This window comes from Vreelandella sp. DA03-1M, from assembly GCF_055725665.1.
Window position 1 is genome coordinate 580,026 of the sequence record NZ_CM146798.1, and the last position, 15,520, is coordinate 595,545.

General features: G+C 55.9%; 15 protein-coding genes. 7 read left to right on the top strand and 8 right to left on the bottom strand.

All coding sequences use genetic code 11. From position 1 onward, the window contains the following. Nucleotide 1 precedes the first annotated feature (1 nt). A complete protein-coding gene (locus ACXUPB_RS02730) occupies nt 2-994 on the bottom strand; it encodes an IS30 family transposase (protein ID WP_350359360.1) in 993 nt (330 codons plus the stop codon). Nucleotides 995-1,089: 95 nt separating this feature from the next. Between ACXUPB_RS02730 and ACXUPB_RS02735 the strand changes: the two genes are divergently transcribed. Continuing rightward, nucleotides 1,090-2,310 (top strand): RecQ family zinc-binding domain-containing protein, encoded by a 1,221-nt coding sequence (locus ACXUPB_RS02735; protein WP_472956664.1) that lies wholly within the window; start codon nt 1,090-1,092, stop codon nt 2,308-2,310. Here ACXUPB_RS02735 and ACXUPB_RS02740 read toward each other — a convergent pair. The 6 genes from ACXUPB_RS02740 to ACXUPB_RS02765 are packed head-to-tail and all read right to left on the bottom strand — an operon-like array spanning nt 2,307 to nt 7,701. Then, on the bottom strand, nt 2,307-3,728 hold the full coding sequence (locus ACXUPB_RS02740; protein WP_472955208.1) for an FAD-dependent oxidoreductase: 1,422 nt from the start codon (nt 3,726-3,728) through the stop codon (nt 2,307-2,309). The genes ACXUPB_RS02735 and ACXUPB_RS02740 overlap by 4 nt on opposite strands. Beyond that, complete coding sequence (locus ACXUPB_RS02745) at nt 3,728-4,675, bottom strand: polysaccharide deacetylase family protein (RefSeq protein ID WP_472955209.1); 948 nt, start codon at nt 4,673-4,675, stop codon at nt 3,728-3,730. The genes ACXUPB_RS02740 and ACXUPB_RS02745 overlap by 1 nt, the downstream gene beginning before the upstream one ends. 4 nt (nt 4,676-4,679) lie before the next feature. Beyond that, nucleotides 4,680-5,633, bottom strand: coding sequence for a polysaccharide deacetylase family protein (locus ACXUPB_RS02750; protein WP_335597508.1), 954 nt, complete (start codon nt 5,631-5,633; stop codon nt 4,680-4,682). 15 nt (nt 5,634-5,648) lie between these two features. Continuing rightward, nucleotides 5,649-6,314, bottom strand: a complete 666-nt coding sequence (locus tag ACXUPB_RS02755; RefSeq protein ID WP_472955210.1) for an isochorismatase family protein — start codon at nt 6,312-6,314, stop codon at nt 5,649-5,651. 57 nt (nt 6,315-6,371) lie between these two features. Beyond that, complete coding sequence (locus tag ACXUPB_RS02760; protein ID WP_339934282.1) at nt 6,372-7,265, bottom strand: isocitrate lyase/PEP mutase family protein; 894 nt, start codon at nt 7,263-7,265, stop codon at nt 6,372-6,374. Nucleotides 7,266-7,305: 40 nt separating this feature from the next. Beyond that, complete coding sequence (locus ACXUPB_RS02765; RefSeq protein WP_472955212.1) at nt 7,306-7,701, bottom strand: nuclear transport factor 2 family protein; 396 nt, start codon at nt 7,699-7,701, stop codon at nt 7,306-7,308. A 214-nt stretch (nt 7,702-7,915) separates the two neighbouring features. Here ACXUPB_RS02765 and ACXUPB_RS02770 point away from each other — a divergent pair, with 214 nt between their 5' ends. The 6 genes from ACXUPB_RS02770 (at nt 7,916) to ACXUPB_RS02795 (ending at nt 14,001) form a co-directional block, all read left to right on the top strand. After that, the gene (locus tag ACXUPB_RS02770) at nt 7,916-8,722 is read left to right on the top strand and encodes a GntR family transcriptional regulator (protein ID WP_101147356.1); all 807 of its coding nucleotides are present in this window, start codon (nt 7,916-7,918) and stop codon (nt 8,720-8,722) included. Between the two features lie 146 nt (nt 8,723-8,868). Continuing rightward, on the top strand, nt 8,869-10,308 hold the full coding sequence (gene leuC, locus ACXUPB_RS02775) for a 3-isopropylmalate dehydratase large subunit (protein WP_472955214.1): 1,440 nt from the start codon (nt 8,869-8,871) through the stop codon (nt 10,306-10,308). Further along, nucleotides 10,308-10,946: a 3-isopropylmalate dehydratase small subunit gene (gene leuD, locus ACXUPB_RS02780; RefSeq protein ID WP_472955215.1), complete on the top strand. Its 639-nt coding sequence runs from the start codon at nt 10,308-10,310 to the stop codon at nt 10,944-10,946. Before leuC ends, leuD begins: the two co-directional genes overlap by 1 nt. A gap of 170 nt (nt 10,947-11,116) precedes the next feature. After that, nucleotides 11,117-12,115, top strand: coding sequence for a TRAP transporter substrate-binding protein DctP (gene dctP, locus ACXUPB_RS02785; RefSeq protein ID WP_472955217.1), 999 nt, complete (start codon nt 11,117-11,119; stop codon nt 12,113-12,115). 66 nt (nt 12,116-12,181) lie between these two features. Continuing rightward, nucleotides 12,182-12,688, top strand: coding sequence for a TRAP transporter small permease (locus tag ACXUPB_RS02790; RefSeq protein WP_035587466.1), 507 nt, complete (start codon nt 12,182-12,184; stop codon nt 12,686-12,688). Beyond that, nucleotides 12,688-14,001 (top strand): TRAP transporter large permease, encoded by a 1,314-nt coding sequence (locus ACXUPB_RS02795; RefSeq protein ID WP_472955219.1) that lies wholly within the window; start codon nt 12,688-12,690, stop codon nt 13,999-14,001. The genes ACXUPB_RS02790 and ACXUPB_RS02795 overlap by 1 nt, the downstream gene beginning before the upstream one ends. Nucleotides 14,002-14,100: 99 nt before the next feature. On the opposite strand, the gene zigA is transcribed toward ACXUPB_RS02795, so the two are convergent. Then, a complete protein-coding gene (gene zigA / locus ACXUPB_RS02800; RefSeq protein WP_472955221.1) occupies nt 14,101-15,327 on the bottom strand; it encodes a zinc metallochaperone GTPase ZigA in 1,227 nt (408 codons plus the stop codon). Nucleotides 15,328-15,520 lie beyond the last annotated feature (193 nt).

Sequence of the window (15,520 nt, forward strand, 5' to 3'; positions counted from 1 at the left end):
TTCAACTAATAAGTGCAGCACCTGCGGTTTCTAGCGCTCCTGAGTATTCACCTAAGAACACCTGGGCTGGGGTTCGGTATCCCAGCCGCTTTCTTGGTCTATCGTTTAGCTTATTGACGACTCTTCGTAGCTCGGCATTGGTCACTTTGCGGAAGTCAGTACCTTTAGGAAAATACTGCCTAATCAGACCATTGGTGTTTTCATTAGTACCACGCTGGCATGAGCGGTACGGGTCGCAAAAATAGATCTTGGCCGAGACGGACTTGGCAACCTTCCGATGCTCGGCGAATTCCGACCCATTATCCAAAGTGATGGTGTGCACTGCCCCTCGGCGTGGTGCCAATAACCGCGTCATCGCCTGTGCCGTTCTAGTGGCGGTGATTGTTGGCAGCCGCGCTGCCAAGAGGTAGCCACTGCGTCTTTCGACCAGGGTCACCAGCCCGGATTCTTTGTGGCCCTTAAGCACCGTGTCGCCTTCCCAATGTCCGATATGGCGCCGTTCTTCCACCTTGGCAGGGCGCTGCTCGATGCCTACTCGGTGCGGGATTTTGCCTAACCCCGCCCGCTTAGCCAATTGGCGCTGATAGCGCCGCTGGCGTGGCAGCCGGAGCCGTTTCCATAAGGTTCCACCGTGCTTCTTGTCGTCCCAGATTAACGCATAGATCCACTGATGGCTTACGCAGACTCCGTTGGCATTGGCCATAAAACCACTGATTTGTTGAGGGCTCCATTCGTCCATCAATTGGCCAGTGACCCAGCGAACCAGGCTGGGTAGTCGTTTAGTCACTTTCCAGGCGGTGCGTCGGCGCTGATCACTTACCAATTGGGCCTGTTCAGGCGCATAACCACGGGTCAGACCGTTACGTTTTATCTCGCGGCTAATGGTGCTGCTGTGGACACCAATGGCCTGGGCGATCTGTCGCTGGCTGATGCCGGTCTCAAGATAGGCAAAAATTTGGTATCGTTGGATTTGGGTCAGTTGTCGGTATCCCATGCTCTGCTTCACTTTGGTAGGTAAGGCAGAGAGGGTACCGGCGCTGGCCCTCCTGCCTCTACCTTGTGATCCAAAGTGCTGCGCTTATTCTATGAATCCAGGATTCAAGCCGCCGAGACGAGATTCAGCGCCAGTTTATGGGCGGCGAGTCGCCCTGCATTGTCGCCACGATTGCCTTTGGCATGGGCATCGATAAGGGCGATATTCGTAATGTAGTGCACTATGACCTGCCCAAATCTATTGAGAATTATAGCCAGGAGATTGGCCGGGCAGGGCGTGATGGACAACCTTCTACCTGCCTGACCATGGCCGGGCGCGATGGCCTGCGGGTGCTGGAAAACTTTGTTTACGGCGATACCCCTGAATACGCGGGTATCTACTGCCTGTTGGAAGAGATTGCTGCGGCAGGCTGCGCGTCAGGCAATGCGGCAGATCAGCAGTGGGAAGTGCTGCTCAATACACTTTCCCGGGATACCAATATCCGCCCGCTGCCGCTGAAAACACTGCTGGTGCGGCTGGAGATGCACGGCATTATCGCCCCGCGCTTTGCGTTTTTAGCCGAGTATCGGCTGCGCTATCACATCGAAGCGGAGGCGCTGGTGGGCCGTTTTAAAGGCGAGCGGGCGGCGTTTGTACGTTTGCTGGTCGACAATATCCCTATTGCCCGCACCTGGGGAACGGTGGATTTTGACCGCTTACATCATGCCGGGCAGGCCCAGCAGATTGATGCCTCCCGCGCTCGCGTGATTACGGCCCTTGAGTACTTTCAGGACAAAGGCTGGCTGACCCTGGAAGGCAAGCGGATGACCGATGTTTACGAGGTCTGCCAGCCGAATTTTGCCATTGAGACGCTGGCGAGGCAGCTTTTTGAAGATTGCCTGAACCGGGAGCGTATTGAGATCGAACGGCTCCAGGCCATGCTGGCACTGTTTGAATCGGAGAGCTGCCTGACGCGGCGGCTGGCCGAGCACTTTGGCGATAGCACTTTTGATGCGCCATCCGACACCGAGCAGGGCCGCTGCGGCCACTGTTCGGTGTGTTACGGGCACCCCGTTAGGCTACCGGAAGCGCCGCCACTACCCACGCTACCGGATAACGACTTCACGCGCTTTGCCGCTCCGTTTATACAGCGCCACACCGAACAACTGGGCCAGCCGCCAAATGCCCAGAGGCTGGCGCACTTTCTGTGCGGTTTAACCATGCCGGTCTTTACGCCGCTCAAAGCGCGTAGCATTAGCGGCTTCGCGGTTTTCGAGCAGCGCGGCTACTCCGACGTGCGCCAGTGGACAGAGGCGATGCTGTCGCTAGACAGTTAAGGTAATACCGCTGAGCTTAGCTGTAAGTGCAACAGCTCAGCGGCACTCCTGCCTGCTACGGCCCCCAGCACCACAGCGCTGAGCAGCCCGTTACCGGAAAGGTATCCGCTGTCGTTGGAGCCGGAAACCCCGCGAGCAGCACCGCCTGCGGCGAACAGGTTGGGCAGCGCCTGGCCTTGGGTGTTGAGCACCCGGGCCGTGCGATTCACTTCTAAACCCCCCTGAGTGTGAAACAACGCACCGGTTACGCGAATAGCGTAATAGGGCGGTTTGAGTAGGTTGGCGGGTTCAAAACGGCGGCCAAAGGTATCCGTCGTTTGCTGCTCGGCATGCTGCTGCATTTCCGCGAAGGTGTCCTGCAGTGTGGTTAGTGGCAGACCCAAGCCAGTTGCCATCTCTTCAATACTGGCAAAGCTGCGCACTGCGCCGCTCTCCTGGGCATTGCGGTAATCCTCAAAGGCCTGTGCGGATTCATGAATGCGGGCGTCATAAAGGTTCCAGGCCACCTGATCAGGTTGCGCCAGCACCTTGGCCGCCTGTTCGGAGTAGCCGCCGTGCTCGTTGGAGAAGCGCTCGCCGTTTAGGTTGACCTGAATGCCGCCCTGCATCATCAGTGCCCAGCTAATCAAAATCTGGTGGGGCGTAGCGAGTGACCCATGCCCCTGGCAGGCACCTAAGTCTTTGGTGCTCGCGCCCATGGCCTGACCCCACAGCAAGGCGTCGCCCTGGTTGCCTTCATGGCCGTAATACAAGGCATTTTTTAGCGTCGGCAGATAGCGCTCCACCAGTTCCACGTTACCTCCATAGCCGTTGCAAGCCAGGATCAGCGCATCGCAACCAATGGTTTCGCGGCTACCATCTGGGCGTTCGAGCGTAATGCCCCGCACTCGCTGTGTGGCATCAACGTACAAATCAACTACCCGTGCCTGGGCCAAAATATCGATGCCCACCGACTCGGCAGCGTTAAGCAGCGCACCCATCAGCTCTTCCCCGGTGCGCCTCGGCGTGGCGTGCATGCGCAGGTGGCGGTGGCCGGGGTAGAGAAAGCCTTCTACTAGTTCAAAGGGCACGCCATGCTGATCCGCCAGCCATTCGATGGTTGGGCCGGATTGGCTGGCCAGCAGTTCGACGATGGCTGGGTCGGCCTCAAAGCCATTTTTTTTCTGAATATCTTCCGCCATGGCCTCAGCAGAGTCCGTGACGCCCAGCTCATGCTGAAAGCGCGTATTGGCGGCGGGAATAAACCCCGACGACATCGCCGTGCTGCCACGGGGCAGGGAGTCGCGCTCTAGAACAGCAAGCTCAACGCCCGCTTTCTGGGCGGCGAGGGCCGCTACCAGGCCGCAGGCCCCCGCACCGATAATCAGCAGCGGCAGGTGGGCATCAAAGCCTTCGTGTGTGTAGGGAATGATCGCCATTACGCCTGCTCCGCAGCTTGGTGGAAGACATCCAGAATCTCACCCGCTGGGGCTTGCCAGACGTCTGGGTGCCCGCTGATATGCACCAGCACTTCTTCCAGGCAAGCAATTCGGTGGGGCTGACCCACCAGCCAGGGGTGCAGGTTCAGCGCAAACAGTCGCCCGCCCTGCTCGCGGGACTCTTCCAGCAGGAAATCGAAGGCGTCTTTTACCTGTGTCACCCAAGAGTCTTCCGAGTGCAGGTTCTGGCTCATCACAAACTGATCTTCAATCTCGGTGGCCAGCGGCATCATGGTCAATCTGCCGGTGTTGGTTTCACAAGCATAAGGCATATCGTCGTTCACCCAGTCGGCGCAGTACTCGATGCCGTTTTCCGCCAGCAGGTCCAGGGTGTTGAAACTCTGGTGCTTGGCGGGGCTTAGCCAGCCGCGAACGGGTTGGCCGGTCACCCGCCGCAGCGTGTCCACGGAGCGTTTGACCAGCTCGGCTTCCTCTTCAATCGGTTGGCCGCCGTAGTGCAGGTGATCCATGTTCCAGCCGTGGGCGATAAATTCACCGCCGTGCTCTTTCAAGCGCTGCACCAGATAGGGCGTCTGCTCAGCCAGTTGCGCGTTGATCGCAAAGGTAGGCGTGATGTTGTGCGCGGCCAGCGCTTTCAAAACACGGTAGATACCCACCCGATTGCCGTAATCGCGCAGCGAGAAGTGGCGCAGATCTGGGTAGGGCATGGTCATGCCGTTGGGCACCTTGAACGGCTCGCCGCGCTGGTTGAGCGGGTAGAACTGCAGTGAAATATTGACCCATACCGCCAGCGTCTTGCCACCGGGCCAGGTGACGGGCGCACGTTCACTCAGCATCGACCAGTCATAGCGGTCGTGGTCGTAGCCGTGGCGGCGTAAAGGGTAGTCGAGATAGTCGTCGTTGAGCACCATGTCTTTGGATGCCATAAGATTAGCCCTCCCTGCGTGCGGTGGCGGCCTGGGCCTGGATGCTGTCGAGGGCGGCATCGTAATAGTGTTCGAGATAGTAGTCGGCGATTTCGCGGCCCGTGGCTACCCATACATCCGGGTGCCCGGTGATGTACTCCAGTGCCTCTTCAAACGCCTTGATGCGGTGGGGGCAGCTCACCTGATAGTTGTGAGTGGGAATGCACATCACCGTGCCAGACTCCGCGCCCTCTAAGTACAGGCGATCAAAGTGGCGCTTGAGCATGGTGGCGTACTGGCGCGGCTCTACTTTATTCACCGCGTAGACGATGGTGTCGTTCATCTCCAGCGAGTAGGGCATGGAGATAAACCGCTTGCCGGAGCGAACGCTGACCGGCGTTGGCTGATCGTCATGGAACAGGTCGCAGGTATAAAGCCCGCCCCGCGCGCCGAATAGCTCTTCGCCTACTTCGGCAAATAGATCCAGGGTGCGCTCGGAATGCGAAAGCGCAGGCGCCAGATAACCCGCACAGGCTTGGCCGGTATGGCGGTGAATGGTTTCCATACTGTCGCGAATCATCGCCCGCTCTTGTGCCTCGCTCAGCCCATAGGTGTAGCGGGTGTTGTAGATGCCGTGGCTAAAAAACTCCCAGTCGCGCTCTTTGCACATCTGGATGATTTCGGGATGGTGCTCGCAGAGCGCCACGGAAAGCGATACCGAGCCGCGAATGCCGTACTTATCCAACAGGGCCATTTGGCGCTGGTGGCCCACGCGGTTGCCGTAATCGCGAATGCTGTAGCCGGGTACCGACGGGTGTGGGTGTGGCCACGGCTTGCGGCTTGGGTTCTGCGGCGGGTCGAGTTCGTAATACTCGATATTGGGGGCAACCCAGAAGGCCACCTTTGCTCCGCCGGGCCAGGTGATTTTGGGGCGCTGGTCGTAGGCCCAGTAGTCGTAAACGCCTAATGACTCTTTCATCGCTAGCTCCTCGCCTTATGCATCGCCCTCAAGCCACGCCAGCACCTCAGCAACGGGCATGACATCGGCGTATTTAAGGTGCAGGTCGGTCAGGTTGGCGTAGTGGTAGCTTTCGTGTTTATCGGAGACGCACTCCATCGGCACGATGGTGCGGTAGCCACGGGACAAGCTCTCCACGGCGGTCGCGCGAATACAGCCCGAGGTGGAGCCGCCGGTGATGATCACCGTGTCAACTTGATGCCATACCAACAGTGACTGCAGCGGCGTTTCAAAAAATGCCGAAGGCATGCGCTTGGTGTAGATCACGTCGCGGCTGAGGTCGATCTCGCAGCGATCGTCGAACTCGGCGCGCTCAGAATCGTACTTGATGTTTTGCAGTGAGTCGGGGGTATCGGTGCGGGTGCCCCATACACCTGCATCTTCAGCGGAGTCCAGAAAGGCGACATGGGTCCAGACCACCGGCCAGTCCTTTGCTCGAAAGCCGCGCGCCAGCTGGTTGGTGTACTCCAGCTGTTTGGGGTCGGTTTCGTAGGCAGTCTTGAAGAGATCGGTACGGGTGTAGGCCTTTTGGGGATCTACATTGACCAGCACGGCTTTCTTGCCAAAGCCAAAGGGCACCCGCTGAGGGTTGGCCATCACGTCGTTAAAGATCTCTTTTGCCGTTTTATCAGTGGTCTGCATGGTCGTCTCCTGAAGTTATTAATTTATAAATCATTGGCACGCGTTGGGAAGCGAGCGTTAGCGATTGTCGTACTGCTCGCCAAGTTCCAGCATCGCCTGGGTGCCTAGGTAGTCGTTAAGCTGTTTGAAGTCGAGCATCTGGTCGCGGAAGGCATCGGTAGTACCGTCCTGTTTCAGCGTGGCAAAGAAACGGCTGGCCATATGGGTAATCGCCCGCACCAAGGCGCCAGGGAAAATCACCAGCGAGAAGCCAAGGTCTTCCAGCGCCTGGGCGTTCTGCAGCGGCGTGTCGCCGCCCTCGACCATATTGGCCATGATCGGCACTTTGCCTTTGAACTGGGTCATGATCTTGCTGATATCTTCATCGCTACGAATACCTTCGATAAACAGCATATCCACGCCCGCTTCATAGTAGGCCTGGGCACGCTCGATGGCGCTGTCGGTGCCTTCCACGCCCAGCGCATCGGTACGGCCAATAATCAGCGTGCTATCGCTTTCCCGTGCGTCCAGTGCTGCATGCAATTTACCCACCATTTCGCTCTTGGAGACCAGTGTTTTGCCACGCAGGTGGCCACAGCGTTTGGGGTAGGTCTGGTCTTCCAACTGAATGGCGTTGGCGCCCGCGCGTTCAAGCAAACGCACGCTGCGCATCACGTTCATGGCATTGCCAAAGCCGGTGTCGCAATCCACCACCACGGAAAGGTTGGTACGTTCGCGGATATGCGACATGGCGGTGCAAATTTCGGTAATGCTGAGCAGGCCAATATCTGGCCGCCCGAGTTGGGTGTAGGCCAAGCTGGCGCCAGAAAGATAGACGGTATCAAACCCTGCCTGTTCGGCCAGTGATGCGCCCAGTGCATCAAACACGCCGGGAGCGACCACAATGGAGCTGTCTTGCAACTGTTGTTTAAGCTGGGCGGGCTGGTGTTTCGCGTGATGTTGGCGTGTCATAACTATCTCGTCATTGGGTAAGCGAAAGGTACGTTTAGTGTTAGCAGTGGCTGTTTGTTCTAGCGGCTAGCGCCAAGTCATTCCAAACGTCCTGGCGGGTAATCAGGCCATCGGTTAATTCAAAGCGGTCAATAAAGCGCACGCCGGTTGACGTGCTGCCATCCAGCCACTCCACGGTTAGCTCGCCATGGCAGACCACCACGCAGTGGTTTGGATATAAGCATTGATCTACTGCGTGAAATGTTTTGCTCACACGGCGATAGCGGGTTTTTGCCCACTCCACGACCTCGTTTAGTCTCTGCATGGGCGGCGCGCCAGGGAATTGCATCACCACGTGAGTCGCAAGGTAGCGCTTGGCACTGGCTAGGTCGCGCGCTTCCATGGCGGTTAAGAAGGCGCGCACCTGCTCTGTGCTGTGGTTATCTGGATATGACATCGTCAATTCTCTTTATGCCAGCGGTGCCTTTTAGATCGTGTGGTAAGCGATACCCAAAGACGCTGGTTCTGTAATAATGGCTTTCAAGCGTGAGTAATTGTGTTATTGATTGGCTGTCGATATGTATTATATGTAATACATTTTTATGTCTATTATTGTCCCTGCGTCAAGCCTGTTATGAATTTTTTGAACCACATCCTGAGGAGAGGCATGGATGAGTGAGGCAAAAACCTCTGCGGTGGGTGGCACCAAATCACACCGTATTTATCTGCTACTGAAAGATGCCATTTTGAGTGGGCGGCTGCCTGCGGGCAGTAAATTAGCAGGCGAAAATAAGCTGGCGGAGCAGCATGGCGTTTCGCGAGTCACCGTTCGGCGTGCCATGGAGGCGTTGCAAGCAGCAGGAATGGTAGAGCGCAAGGCGGGAGTGGGCACAGTAGTGCTGGAGCAGCCGCTGGACGCTACGGTGATGACCGCCAGCGTGTCTAACCTGATGCCCAACATGGTCAAAATGAGCCAAGCGTCCCAAGTGCGGCTGCTGGAGTTTGCCTATGTGCTGCCACCGGAAATGATCCGTGAGCGGCTGGGCATGGGGCCGAGTGGCAAGGTGCAGCGTTCGGTGCGTGTGCGCATGGTCGACGATAAGCCATTTTCCCATCTGGTGACCCACGTCCCGGAGTCTATCGCTCTGCACTACAACGAGATGGATTTAGCCAATACGCCGCTGTTTGTGCTGCTTGAGCGTAGCGGTGTGAAGGTCGATCACGCTTCCCAATCGATCTCCGCTACGTTGGCTAGCCACGAGGTCGCGGAAGCGCTGGATGTACCGGTAGGTTCGCCGCTGATCTCGCTGACCCGTGTGGTATTTGATGAGCAGGGTCGAGGCGTTGAACATCTCGATGCGCTCTATCGTCCGGATCGGTATCGCTTCCAAATTGATCTGGAGCGAAACGGCGATGAACACTCACGCTACTGGGAGCCCAAGGTAGGTGGAATGCCCACCAACGGGAAGGATGAGTAGTGTGATTGGTTGATTTTTTAATGTATTAAATTTAATACAGATTTAAAATTTCAAAAAATACATTTGACCTGTGTTGTGAAATTGCGCTAGTTGTATTGGGGTGAGAACGATAAGTCCAACGAAGGCCGAGGCAACAAGCGAAGACAATGAGTACCCCAACCACGCTGTTTGACAAAGTTTGGCAAGCCCATGAGGTTCACCGCAGTGACAGCGGTCAAAGCCTGCTGTGGATTGACCGCCACTTCGTCCATGAAGGCTCCTTCCATGCGTTCAATAAGCTTTCTGAGCGTGCGTTGCCCGTTGCCCGGTCCGATTTAACCTTTGGCATTGCTGACCACTACGTACCGACGCTAGCCCGCGATTTGGCAGGCGTTGCCGATCCCAAAGTGCGTTCAATGATCGAACAGCTTTCGCAAAATACCCAGCAGCATGGGGTGACGCTGTTTGGTTTGGATGACCCGCGCCAGGGCATCGTGCATGTGCTAGGCCCCGAGCAGGGGCTCACTCAGCCCGGGATGGTGATGGTGTGTGGCGATAGCCATACCGCTACCCATGGTGCTTTTGGCAGTATTGCCTTTGGCATTGGCGCATCAGAAGTTGCCCATGTGCTGGCCACCCAAACGTTGTGGCAAAGTAAACCCAAGGTGATGCGCATCACGGTGGAAGGCCAACTGGCCGAAGGCATCACCGCCAAGGATATCGCGCTCACCTGGATTGCCCGTTTGGGTGCCGATGGTGCACGAGGCTACGCCATCGAGTACGCCGGAGAGGCGATTCGCTCGCTCTCCATGGAGGCACGGCTCACGCTGTGTAATCTCTCCATAGAGGGCGGTGGCCGCTGCGGCATGATCGCGCCGGATCAAACCACCTTCGACTATTTGCGCGAGCGCCCCTGGAGCTCGAAAGGCGATGCCTTCGATCAAGCCTGTGGTTACTGGTCCACGCTCTATAGCGACCCAGGCGCCAGCTTTGATCTTGAAGTGACGCTGCATGCCGATGAGATTGCGCCGACAGTGACCTGGGGCGTCTCGCCGGAAGAAGCGTTGCCGATCGACCGGGCGGTGCCTGATCCTGACCAGTTGAGCGATCCGGCGAAAGCGCGCCAAGCCCGAGATAGCTTGTCCTATATGGGGTTAACGGCGGGGCAAAAGCTCACTGATATAACCATTGACCGGGTATTTATCGGTTCTTGCACTAACGCGCGTATTGAAGACTTGCGCGCTGCGGCGGCGGTGCTGGCGGGTCAGAAAAGCCGCGTGCCCGGTATGGTCTCGCCCGGCTCGACACTGGTCAAAACCCAAGCCGAAGCTGAAGGGTTAGACCGCATTTTTATCGATGCGGGTCTTGAGTGGCGCCATTCTGGCTGCTCCATGTGCGTAGGGATGAACGGTGATTTGGTGGCAAGCGGCGAGCGCTGTGCTTCAACCACCAACCGCAACTTCAAGGGTCGCCAGGGGCCTGGGGCGCGTACGCATCTGATGTCACCTGCGATGGTGGCCGCTGCGGCGGTCAGTGGACGGCTGGCCGATGTGCGGACGTTAACGGCGGGCAGTGACTCATCCGTTCAGGCTTCAGGAGCGCACTAATGCAACCGATTACCGTACTAGACACCCTTGGCGTTGCCCTTGCTGCGGCTAACGTGGATACCGATCAGCTCATCCCTGCGCGCTTTATGAAAGAACCGCGCAGTGTCGGTTACGGTCAGTTTCTGCTCTACGACGTTCGCCACGATGAGCAGGACACACCTAACCCCGAGTTTATTCTTCATCGCCCTAACGCAAATGATGCCGAAGTGATGGTTAGTCGGCGCAATTTTGGCGCGGGGTCATCTCGTGAAGCGGCGGTTTATGCGCTGGTCGACTACGGCTTTCGCTGTGTGGTGGCACCGAGCTTTGGTGATATTTTTGCGTCGAACGCCGTCAATAACGGCTTACTGCCTGCGGTGGTGGAAGAGGACGATGCCGAGCGTTTGCTGGCTGCCCTAGGCGATGCACCGGCGGCGATACACGTTGATTTAGAGAAGCAGGTCGTCCGTGTGGCAGAAGTAGAGGTCAGTTTTTCGATTAGCCCTGTTTGGCGCACTAAATTGCTAAATGGCTGGGATGACATTGATATGACCCGCCAGCATGCTGACACCATTACCGATTTTGCCACTCGGTATTCAGCACAGTTTCCCTGGACATCGGCTCAGCCGCCAGAAAACGCCATTATAAGTAAAGGGTAGTGGCAGCAATGGCTACTCCCAGAATGAGTTTCAATAAAAACAGCACGCACGCTTGCAGCAGACGTTTATAAAAAAGGTTAACCAAAAACAGCTTTATAAAACGACTTATAAGAACGCAACAGAAACAATAAACGCTATAACGCAGACTACCTCGTGCAGGAGACTAACGAATGAAAAAAGTAACGCTTACCCTGGGCATGCTCACCGCCCTAGCTTCCGCTCAAGCGCTGGCCGTTGATGAAATCACCGCCGTGCATGCCTTTCCCCCTTCGCTCATCTATACCCAGAGCTTTCTGGAGTTTGTCGATAAAGTAAACGAGCGCGGTGAAGGCGTGGTGCAGATTAACGTGCGTGGCGGACCTGAAGTGATCGGCCTTTCCGAGCAGCCTGATGCAGTGCGCAACGGCGTGGTGGATATGGCCTATACCGCGGCAAGCTTTTATGCCGGTACCGTGCCAGAGCGCGATGCCATGGTGGCCTCTAATACCAATGCGATCTACGCGCGTGAAAATGGCGGCATCGACCTGCTCAATGAAATTCACCAAGAGAAGATGGGCACCTATTATTTGGGCTGGTTCGACAGTGGGGTCAGCTACAATTTCTACACCATTGATGAGCCCAACGTCGATGGCGAAGGTAATCTAAACGTTTCGGGCCTTCGCCTACGCAGTAACCCGGTGTATGACGCCTTCTTCCAGGACTACCTGGGCGCACAGCCAATCAGCCTACCGACCACCGATGTTTACGCGGCCCTGGAGCGGGGTGTGGTGAACGCGACCGGCTGGACGCAGATTGGCCTGAAAGACCTCAATTGGGATCGTTTTCTTAACTACCGGGTTGACCCTGCCTTCTTCTCCACTGATATGGGCGTGATCGTCAACCTGGACAAGTGGAACCAACTCAGCGAAGAGTCCCAGCAAATTCTTCAGGAAGTCGCTATTGAGCATGAGCGCGACAGCGCCGAACAACTGGCTGAATTAGCCAAGGAGCAACAGGCTCAGCTTGAGGCCGATGGTATGCAGGTCATCACCCTGGAAGGCGAAGCAGCACAGCGCTTCTCAGACGCTGCCCGGGATGCCACCTGGGAGCGTATGCGCGGCCAGATGGAGCGCCACCCTTCAGGGCTTGAGCACTACGATACGTTGATCGAAAAATTTAACGACCTATAAAGACATGCGGGGTGCTGCGCCAGTGAGCGCCCCTTTTTTGTGTGGCTATTTTCGTTAGGGTCTTTTATGCGCTACGCACAACGCGGCTATTTGCTGCTACTTAATGGCATGGCTCTTCTGGCCGCTATCATGCTGGTATGGCTGATGGTGGCCGTAGTGCTCTCGGTGGTCATCCGTAATTTGGGGCTCCAGCCCTCTGCATGGTTTTTCCTTTCCACCGAGTACGCCATGTTTTACCTCACCCTGTTAGGGGCACCCTGGTTGGTGCGCCAAAAAGGGCACGTGCATATTGAGTTGCTGACCTCCGTCCTGCCGCTGCCAGCGCTCAACATTCTAAGCCGAGGGGTATCGCTGCTATGTGTCGTGGTGTGCGGCGTGCTGGCATGGAAAGGATTGGATCTATTTCTGCTCAACATTGAGCGCACAGACTATGACGTGCGTGCCTACTTTGTGCCGAAGTGGATATTGACCATCGTATTCCCTATTAGCTTTACGTTAATGGCGATTGAGTTTGGCCGCTTTGTAGTGGGCCATGAAATACTTCACAGCGGCGAAGCGGGGATGAAAGAATAATGGAATGGTACTTTGCGCTCGCTTTTCTGCTCTCGCTGATTCTTATCTTTATGGCGATTGGCACTCCGATAGCCTTGGCATTTTTAGCCGCTAACGTCATCGGTGCCTGGCACTTTATGGGTGGTCAAACCGGCATCTTACAGATGCTCAACAACGGTTTCGGCGCACTTTCAAGCTTCAACCTAGTCCCCATCCCGCTCTTTCTACTGATGGGCGAACTGTTTTTCCGCACCGGCTTAGGCATGAAAATGTTCAATGCCGTTGACCAGTTGATGGGCAAGCTTCCAGGCCGTTTATCTTACGTGACGGTGGTCGGCGGCACGGCGTTTTCTACTTTAAGCGGCTCTTCCATGGGCTCCACGGCGTTGATGGGATCGCTGCTGGTACCGGAAATGGAGCGACGTGGCTATAAGAAGAAAATGGCCATTGGTCCTATTCTGGGAACCGGCGGTTTGGCGATTATTATTCCGCCTTCTGCGTTGGCGGTACTGTTGGCAACTTTGGCAAAAGTGGATATTGGCGCGCTGCTGATCGCTGGCATTTTGCCTGGGCTGACGCTGGCGGGGTTCTATATTGTCACCATCTTTATCCAAACCAAGTTGGACCCGGAGGCCGCTCCTGTCTATGAGTTGGAGCCGGTGCCGCTAAGCGCCAAGCTCAAGCTGATAGTGACCGATATTCTGCCCATGCTTAGCGTGATGGTGATCATTGTTGCGATGATGCTGATGGGGTTTGCTACGCCTTCAGAAGCCGCGGCCTTTGGGGCTTTGGGCGTGATTATCCTGGCGTTTCTTTTCCGCTGCATGACTTGGGAGGCATTTAAGCTTTCGGTCACTGGGGCGCTAAAAGTCACGCTGATGGCTTATCTGATCGTGTTTGGTTCGGCCACTTTCAGCCAATTGCTCGGTTTCTCGGGCGCGTCAGGCGGTTTGATCAGTTGGGCAACAGGCTTCGATCTTTCCCCCATCCTGATGCTATTAGCAATGTTTGCGGTACTGTTGGTGCTGGGCACCTTTATGGAGCAGATCTCCATCATGATGCTCACTGTGCCGATTTTCTTTCCGCTGGCGCAGGCACTTGGCTTTGATTTGGTATGGTTCGGTATCGTCGTGTTGCTGGCACTGGAAATCAGCTTCTCGACACCACCATTGGGGCTGTTACTGTTTGTGATGAAAGGGGTAGCACCGCCGGGCACGACCATGAGTGAAATCTACTCGGCCGCGATTCCTTATATTCTCTGTTCGATGCTACTGGTCGCCGTGCTGATAGTATTCCCGGGGCTCGCTACTTGGTTGCCCAGTATGCTGCGGTAAGCGCCTTCGCTTGCAAAAAAGTAGCTTGCATAAAATAGTTGGCAATAAAAAAGAGAGGCTTCGGCCTCTCTTTTGGTACTTGAGTATTACTACAATAACCTACTCCCAGGAAGGAAACGGGTCAGATAGTTTCTTCCACGCTTTCATGCCTTCCAGCAGTTCTGCCTCGCTTAATAGGCAGTCGTCCAGCGCTTCGCGCATACGGGCTTGATCCAGGTTCTGGCCGATAAATACCAACTCCTGGCGCATATCGCCAAACGGCTCCTGCCATTTTTCCATAATAAACTGACGCGTTTCTGGATCCGTTGGCCAGCGCTCTTCGGGAATCGCCTTCCAGAACACCCCCGCTGGGCCGTGGTGGGCGATACCACCTGCTTGGCTCCACTGGCCAGCGGCTTGAGGGCGGGTGGCGAGCCAAAAGAACCCCTTCGAGCGTAACAGGCCTTTGCCGAACCACTCTTGGTTAAGCAAGTCGTGAAATTTCTGCGGATGGAAGGGGCGTCGGGCGTGGTAAGCAAAGCTGCCAATGCCATACTCTTCGGTTTCTGGGACGTGCTCGCCGCGCATCTCCTTTAGCCATCCCGGTGCCAGTTGGGCGCGCTCAAAGTTGAACTTGCCGGTATCGAGTACTTTATCCAACGGCACGTCACCTTGGGTAATCGGCACTAGCTCAGCATCAGGGTTAAGCGAGCGTAAAATCGCCTTCAGGGCCTCCAGCTCTTTTTCGCTGATGAGGTCTGTCTTACTGATGAGCAGCACATCGCAAAACTCGATTTGATCGACCAGCAGGTCGGCAACGTTGCGCTCGTCGTCTTCACCTAAGCTTTCGCCGGCTTCGGCGAGGCTTTGCGCTTCGCGATACTGGTCAAGAAAATTGGCGCCATCGACTACCGTCACCAGCGTATCTAATCGGGCGACGTGGGAAAGGCTCTGGCCGCTTTCGTCCTCAAAGGTGAAGGTTTCCGCGACAGGCAGCGGCTCGGAAATCCCGGTGGACTCAATCACTAGGTAATCGAATTTTCCTTCTCGGGCCAGTTGGCTAACTTCTTCCAGCAAGTCTTCGCGTAGAGTGCAGCAGATGCAGCCGTTACTCATCTCTACCAAGCGCTCTTCTGAACGGTTAAGGGCCACGTCGCCATCCAGCGTCGATTCGCCAGGGCCACCGCGCACCAGTGCACCATCAATGTTGACCTCACTCATGTCGTTAACGATCACCGCCACCCGACGCCCCTCGCGATTGGCCAGAATATGATTGAGTACGGTTGTTTTTCCGGCACCAAGAAAACCCGAGAGCACCGTCACGGGAAGGGGAGTAAATGCGGTCATTGCTAGGTCACCTCTAAACGGGTTTATGTTATGTAATAATATAACAATAAAGAGACGTTTAGATAAAGGCTTGTTTTGGAAATAATGAAGTAAGATTGACGTTGCTTAGTAAATGAGTATTTAACACACATAATCAATGAGAAGAGGCCCAAAGTATTGATGAGCCTCTTCTCATGAGTGATCGAGCATTGCT

What these genes read in the sequence shown, in the direction of transcription:
- dctP (WP_472955217.1), top strand. Translation starts at nt 11,117, where the DNA reads ATGAAAAAAGTAACGCTTACCCTGGGCATGCTCACCGCCCTAGCTTCC.
- ACXUPB_RS02765 (WP_472955212.1), bottom strand. Translation starts at nt 7,701, where the DNA reads ATGTCATATCCAGATAACCACAGCACAGAGCAGGTGCGCGCCTTCTTA.
- ACXUPB_RS02755 (WP_472955210.1), bottom strand. Translation starts at nt 6,314, where the DNA reads ATGCAGACCACTGATAAAACGGCAAAAGAGATCTTTAACGACGTGATG.
- leuC (WP_472955214.1), top strand. Translation starts at nt 8,869, where the DNA reads ATGAGTACCCCAACCACGCTGTTTGACAAAGTTTGGCAAGCCCATGAG.
- ACXUPB_RS02750 (WP_335597508.1), bottom strand. Translation starts at nt 5,633, where the DNA reads ATGAAAGAGTCATTAGGCGTTTACGACTACTGGGCCTACGACCAGCGC.
- ACXUPB_RS02745 (WP_472955209.1), bottom strand. Translation starts at nt 4,675, where the DNA reads ATGGCATCCAAAGACATGGTGCTCAACGACGACTATCTCGACTACCCT.
- ACXUPB_RS02795 (WP_472955219.1), top strand. Translation starts at nt 12,688, where the DNA reads ATGGAATGGTACTTTGCGCTCGCTTTTCTGCTCTCGCTGATTCTTATC.
- ACXUPB_RS02730 (WP_350359360.1), bottom strand. Translation starts at nt 994, where the DNA reads ATGGGATACCGACAACTGACCCAAATCCAACGATACCAAATTTTTGCC.
- ACXUPB_RS02760 (WP_339934282.1), bottom strand. Translation starts at nt 7,265, where the DNA reads ATGACACGCCAACATCACGCGAAACACCAGCCCGCCCAGCTTAAACAA.
- ACXUPB_RS02740 (WP_472955208.1), bottom strand. Translation starts at nt 3,728, where the DNA reads ATGGCGATCATTCCCTACACACACGAAGGCTTTGATGCCCACCTGCCG.
- ACXUPB_RS02790 (WP_035587466.1), top strand. Translation starts at nt 12,182, where the DNA reads ATGCGCTACGCACAACGCGGCTATTTGCTGCTACTTAATGGCATGGCT.
- leuD (WP_472955215.1), top strand. Translation starts at nt 10,308, where the DNA reads ATGCAACCGATTACCGTACTAGACACCCTTGGCGTTGCCCTTGCTGCG.
- zigA (WP_472955221.1), bottom strand. Translation starts at nt 15,327, where the DNA reads ATGACCGCATTTACTCCCCTTCCCGTGACGGTGCTCTCGGGTTTTCTT.
- ACXUPB_RS02770 (WP_101147356.1), top strand. Translation starts at nt 7,916, where the DNA reads ATGAGTGAGGCAAAAACCTCTGCGGTGGGTGGCACCAAATCACACCGT.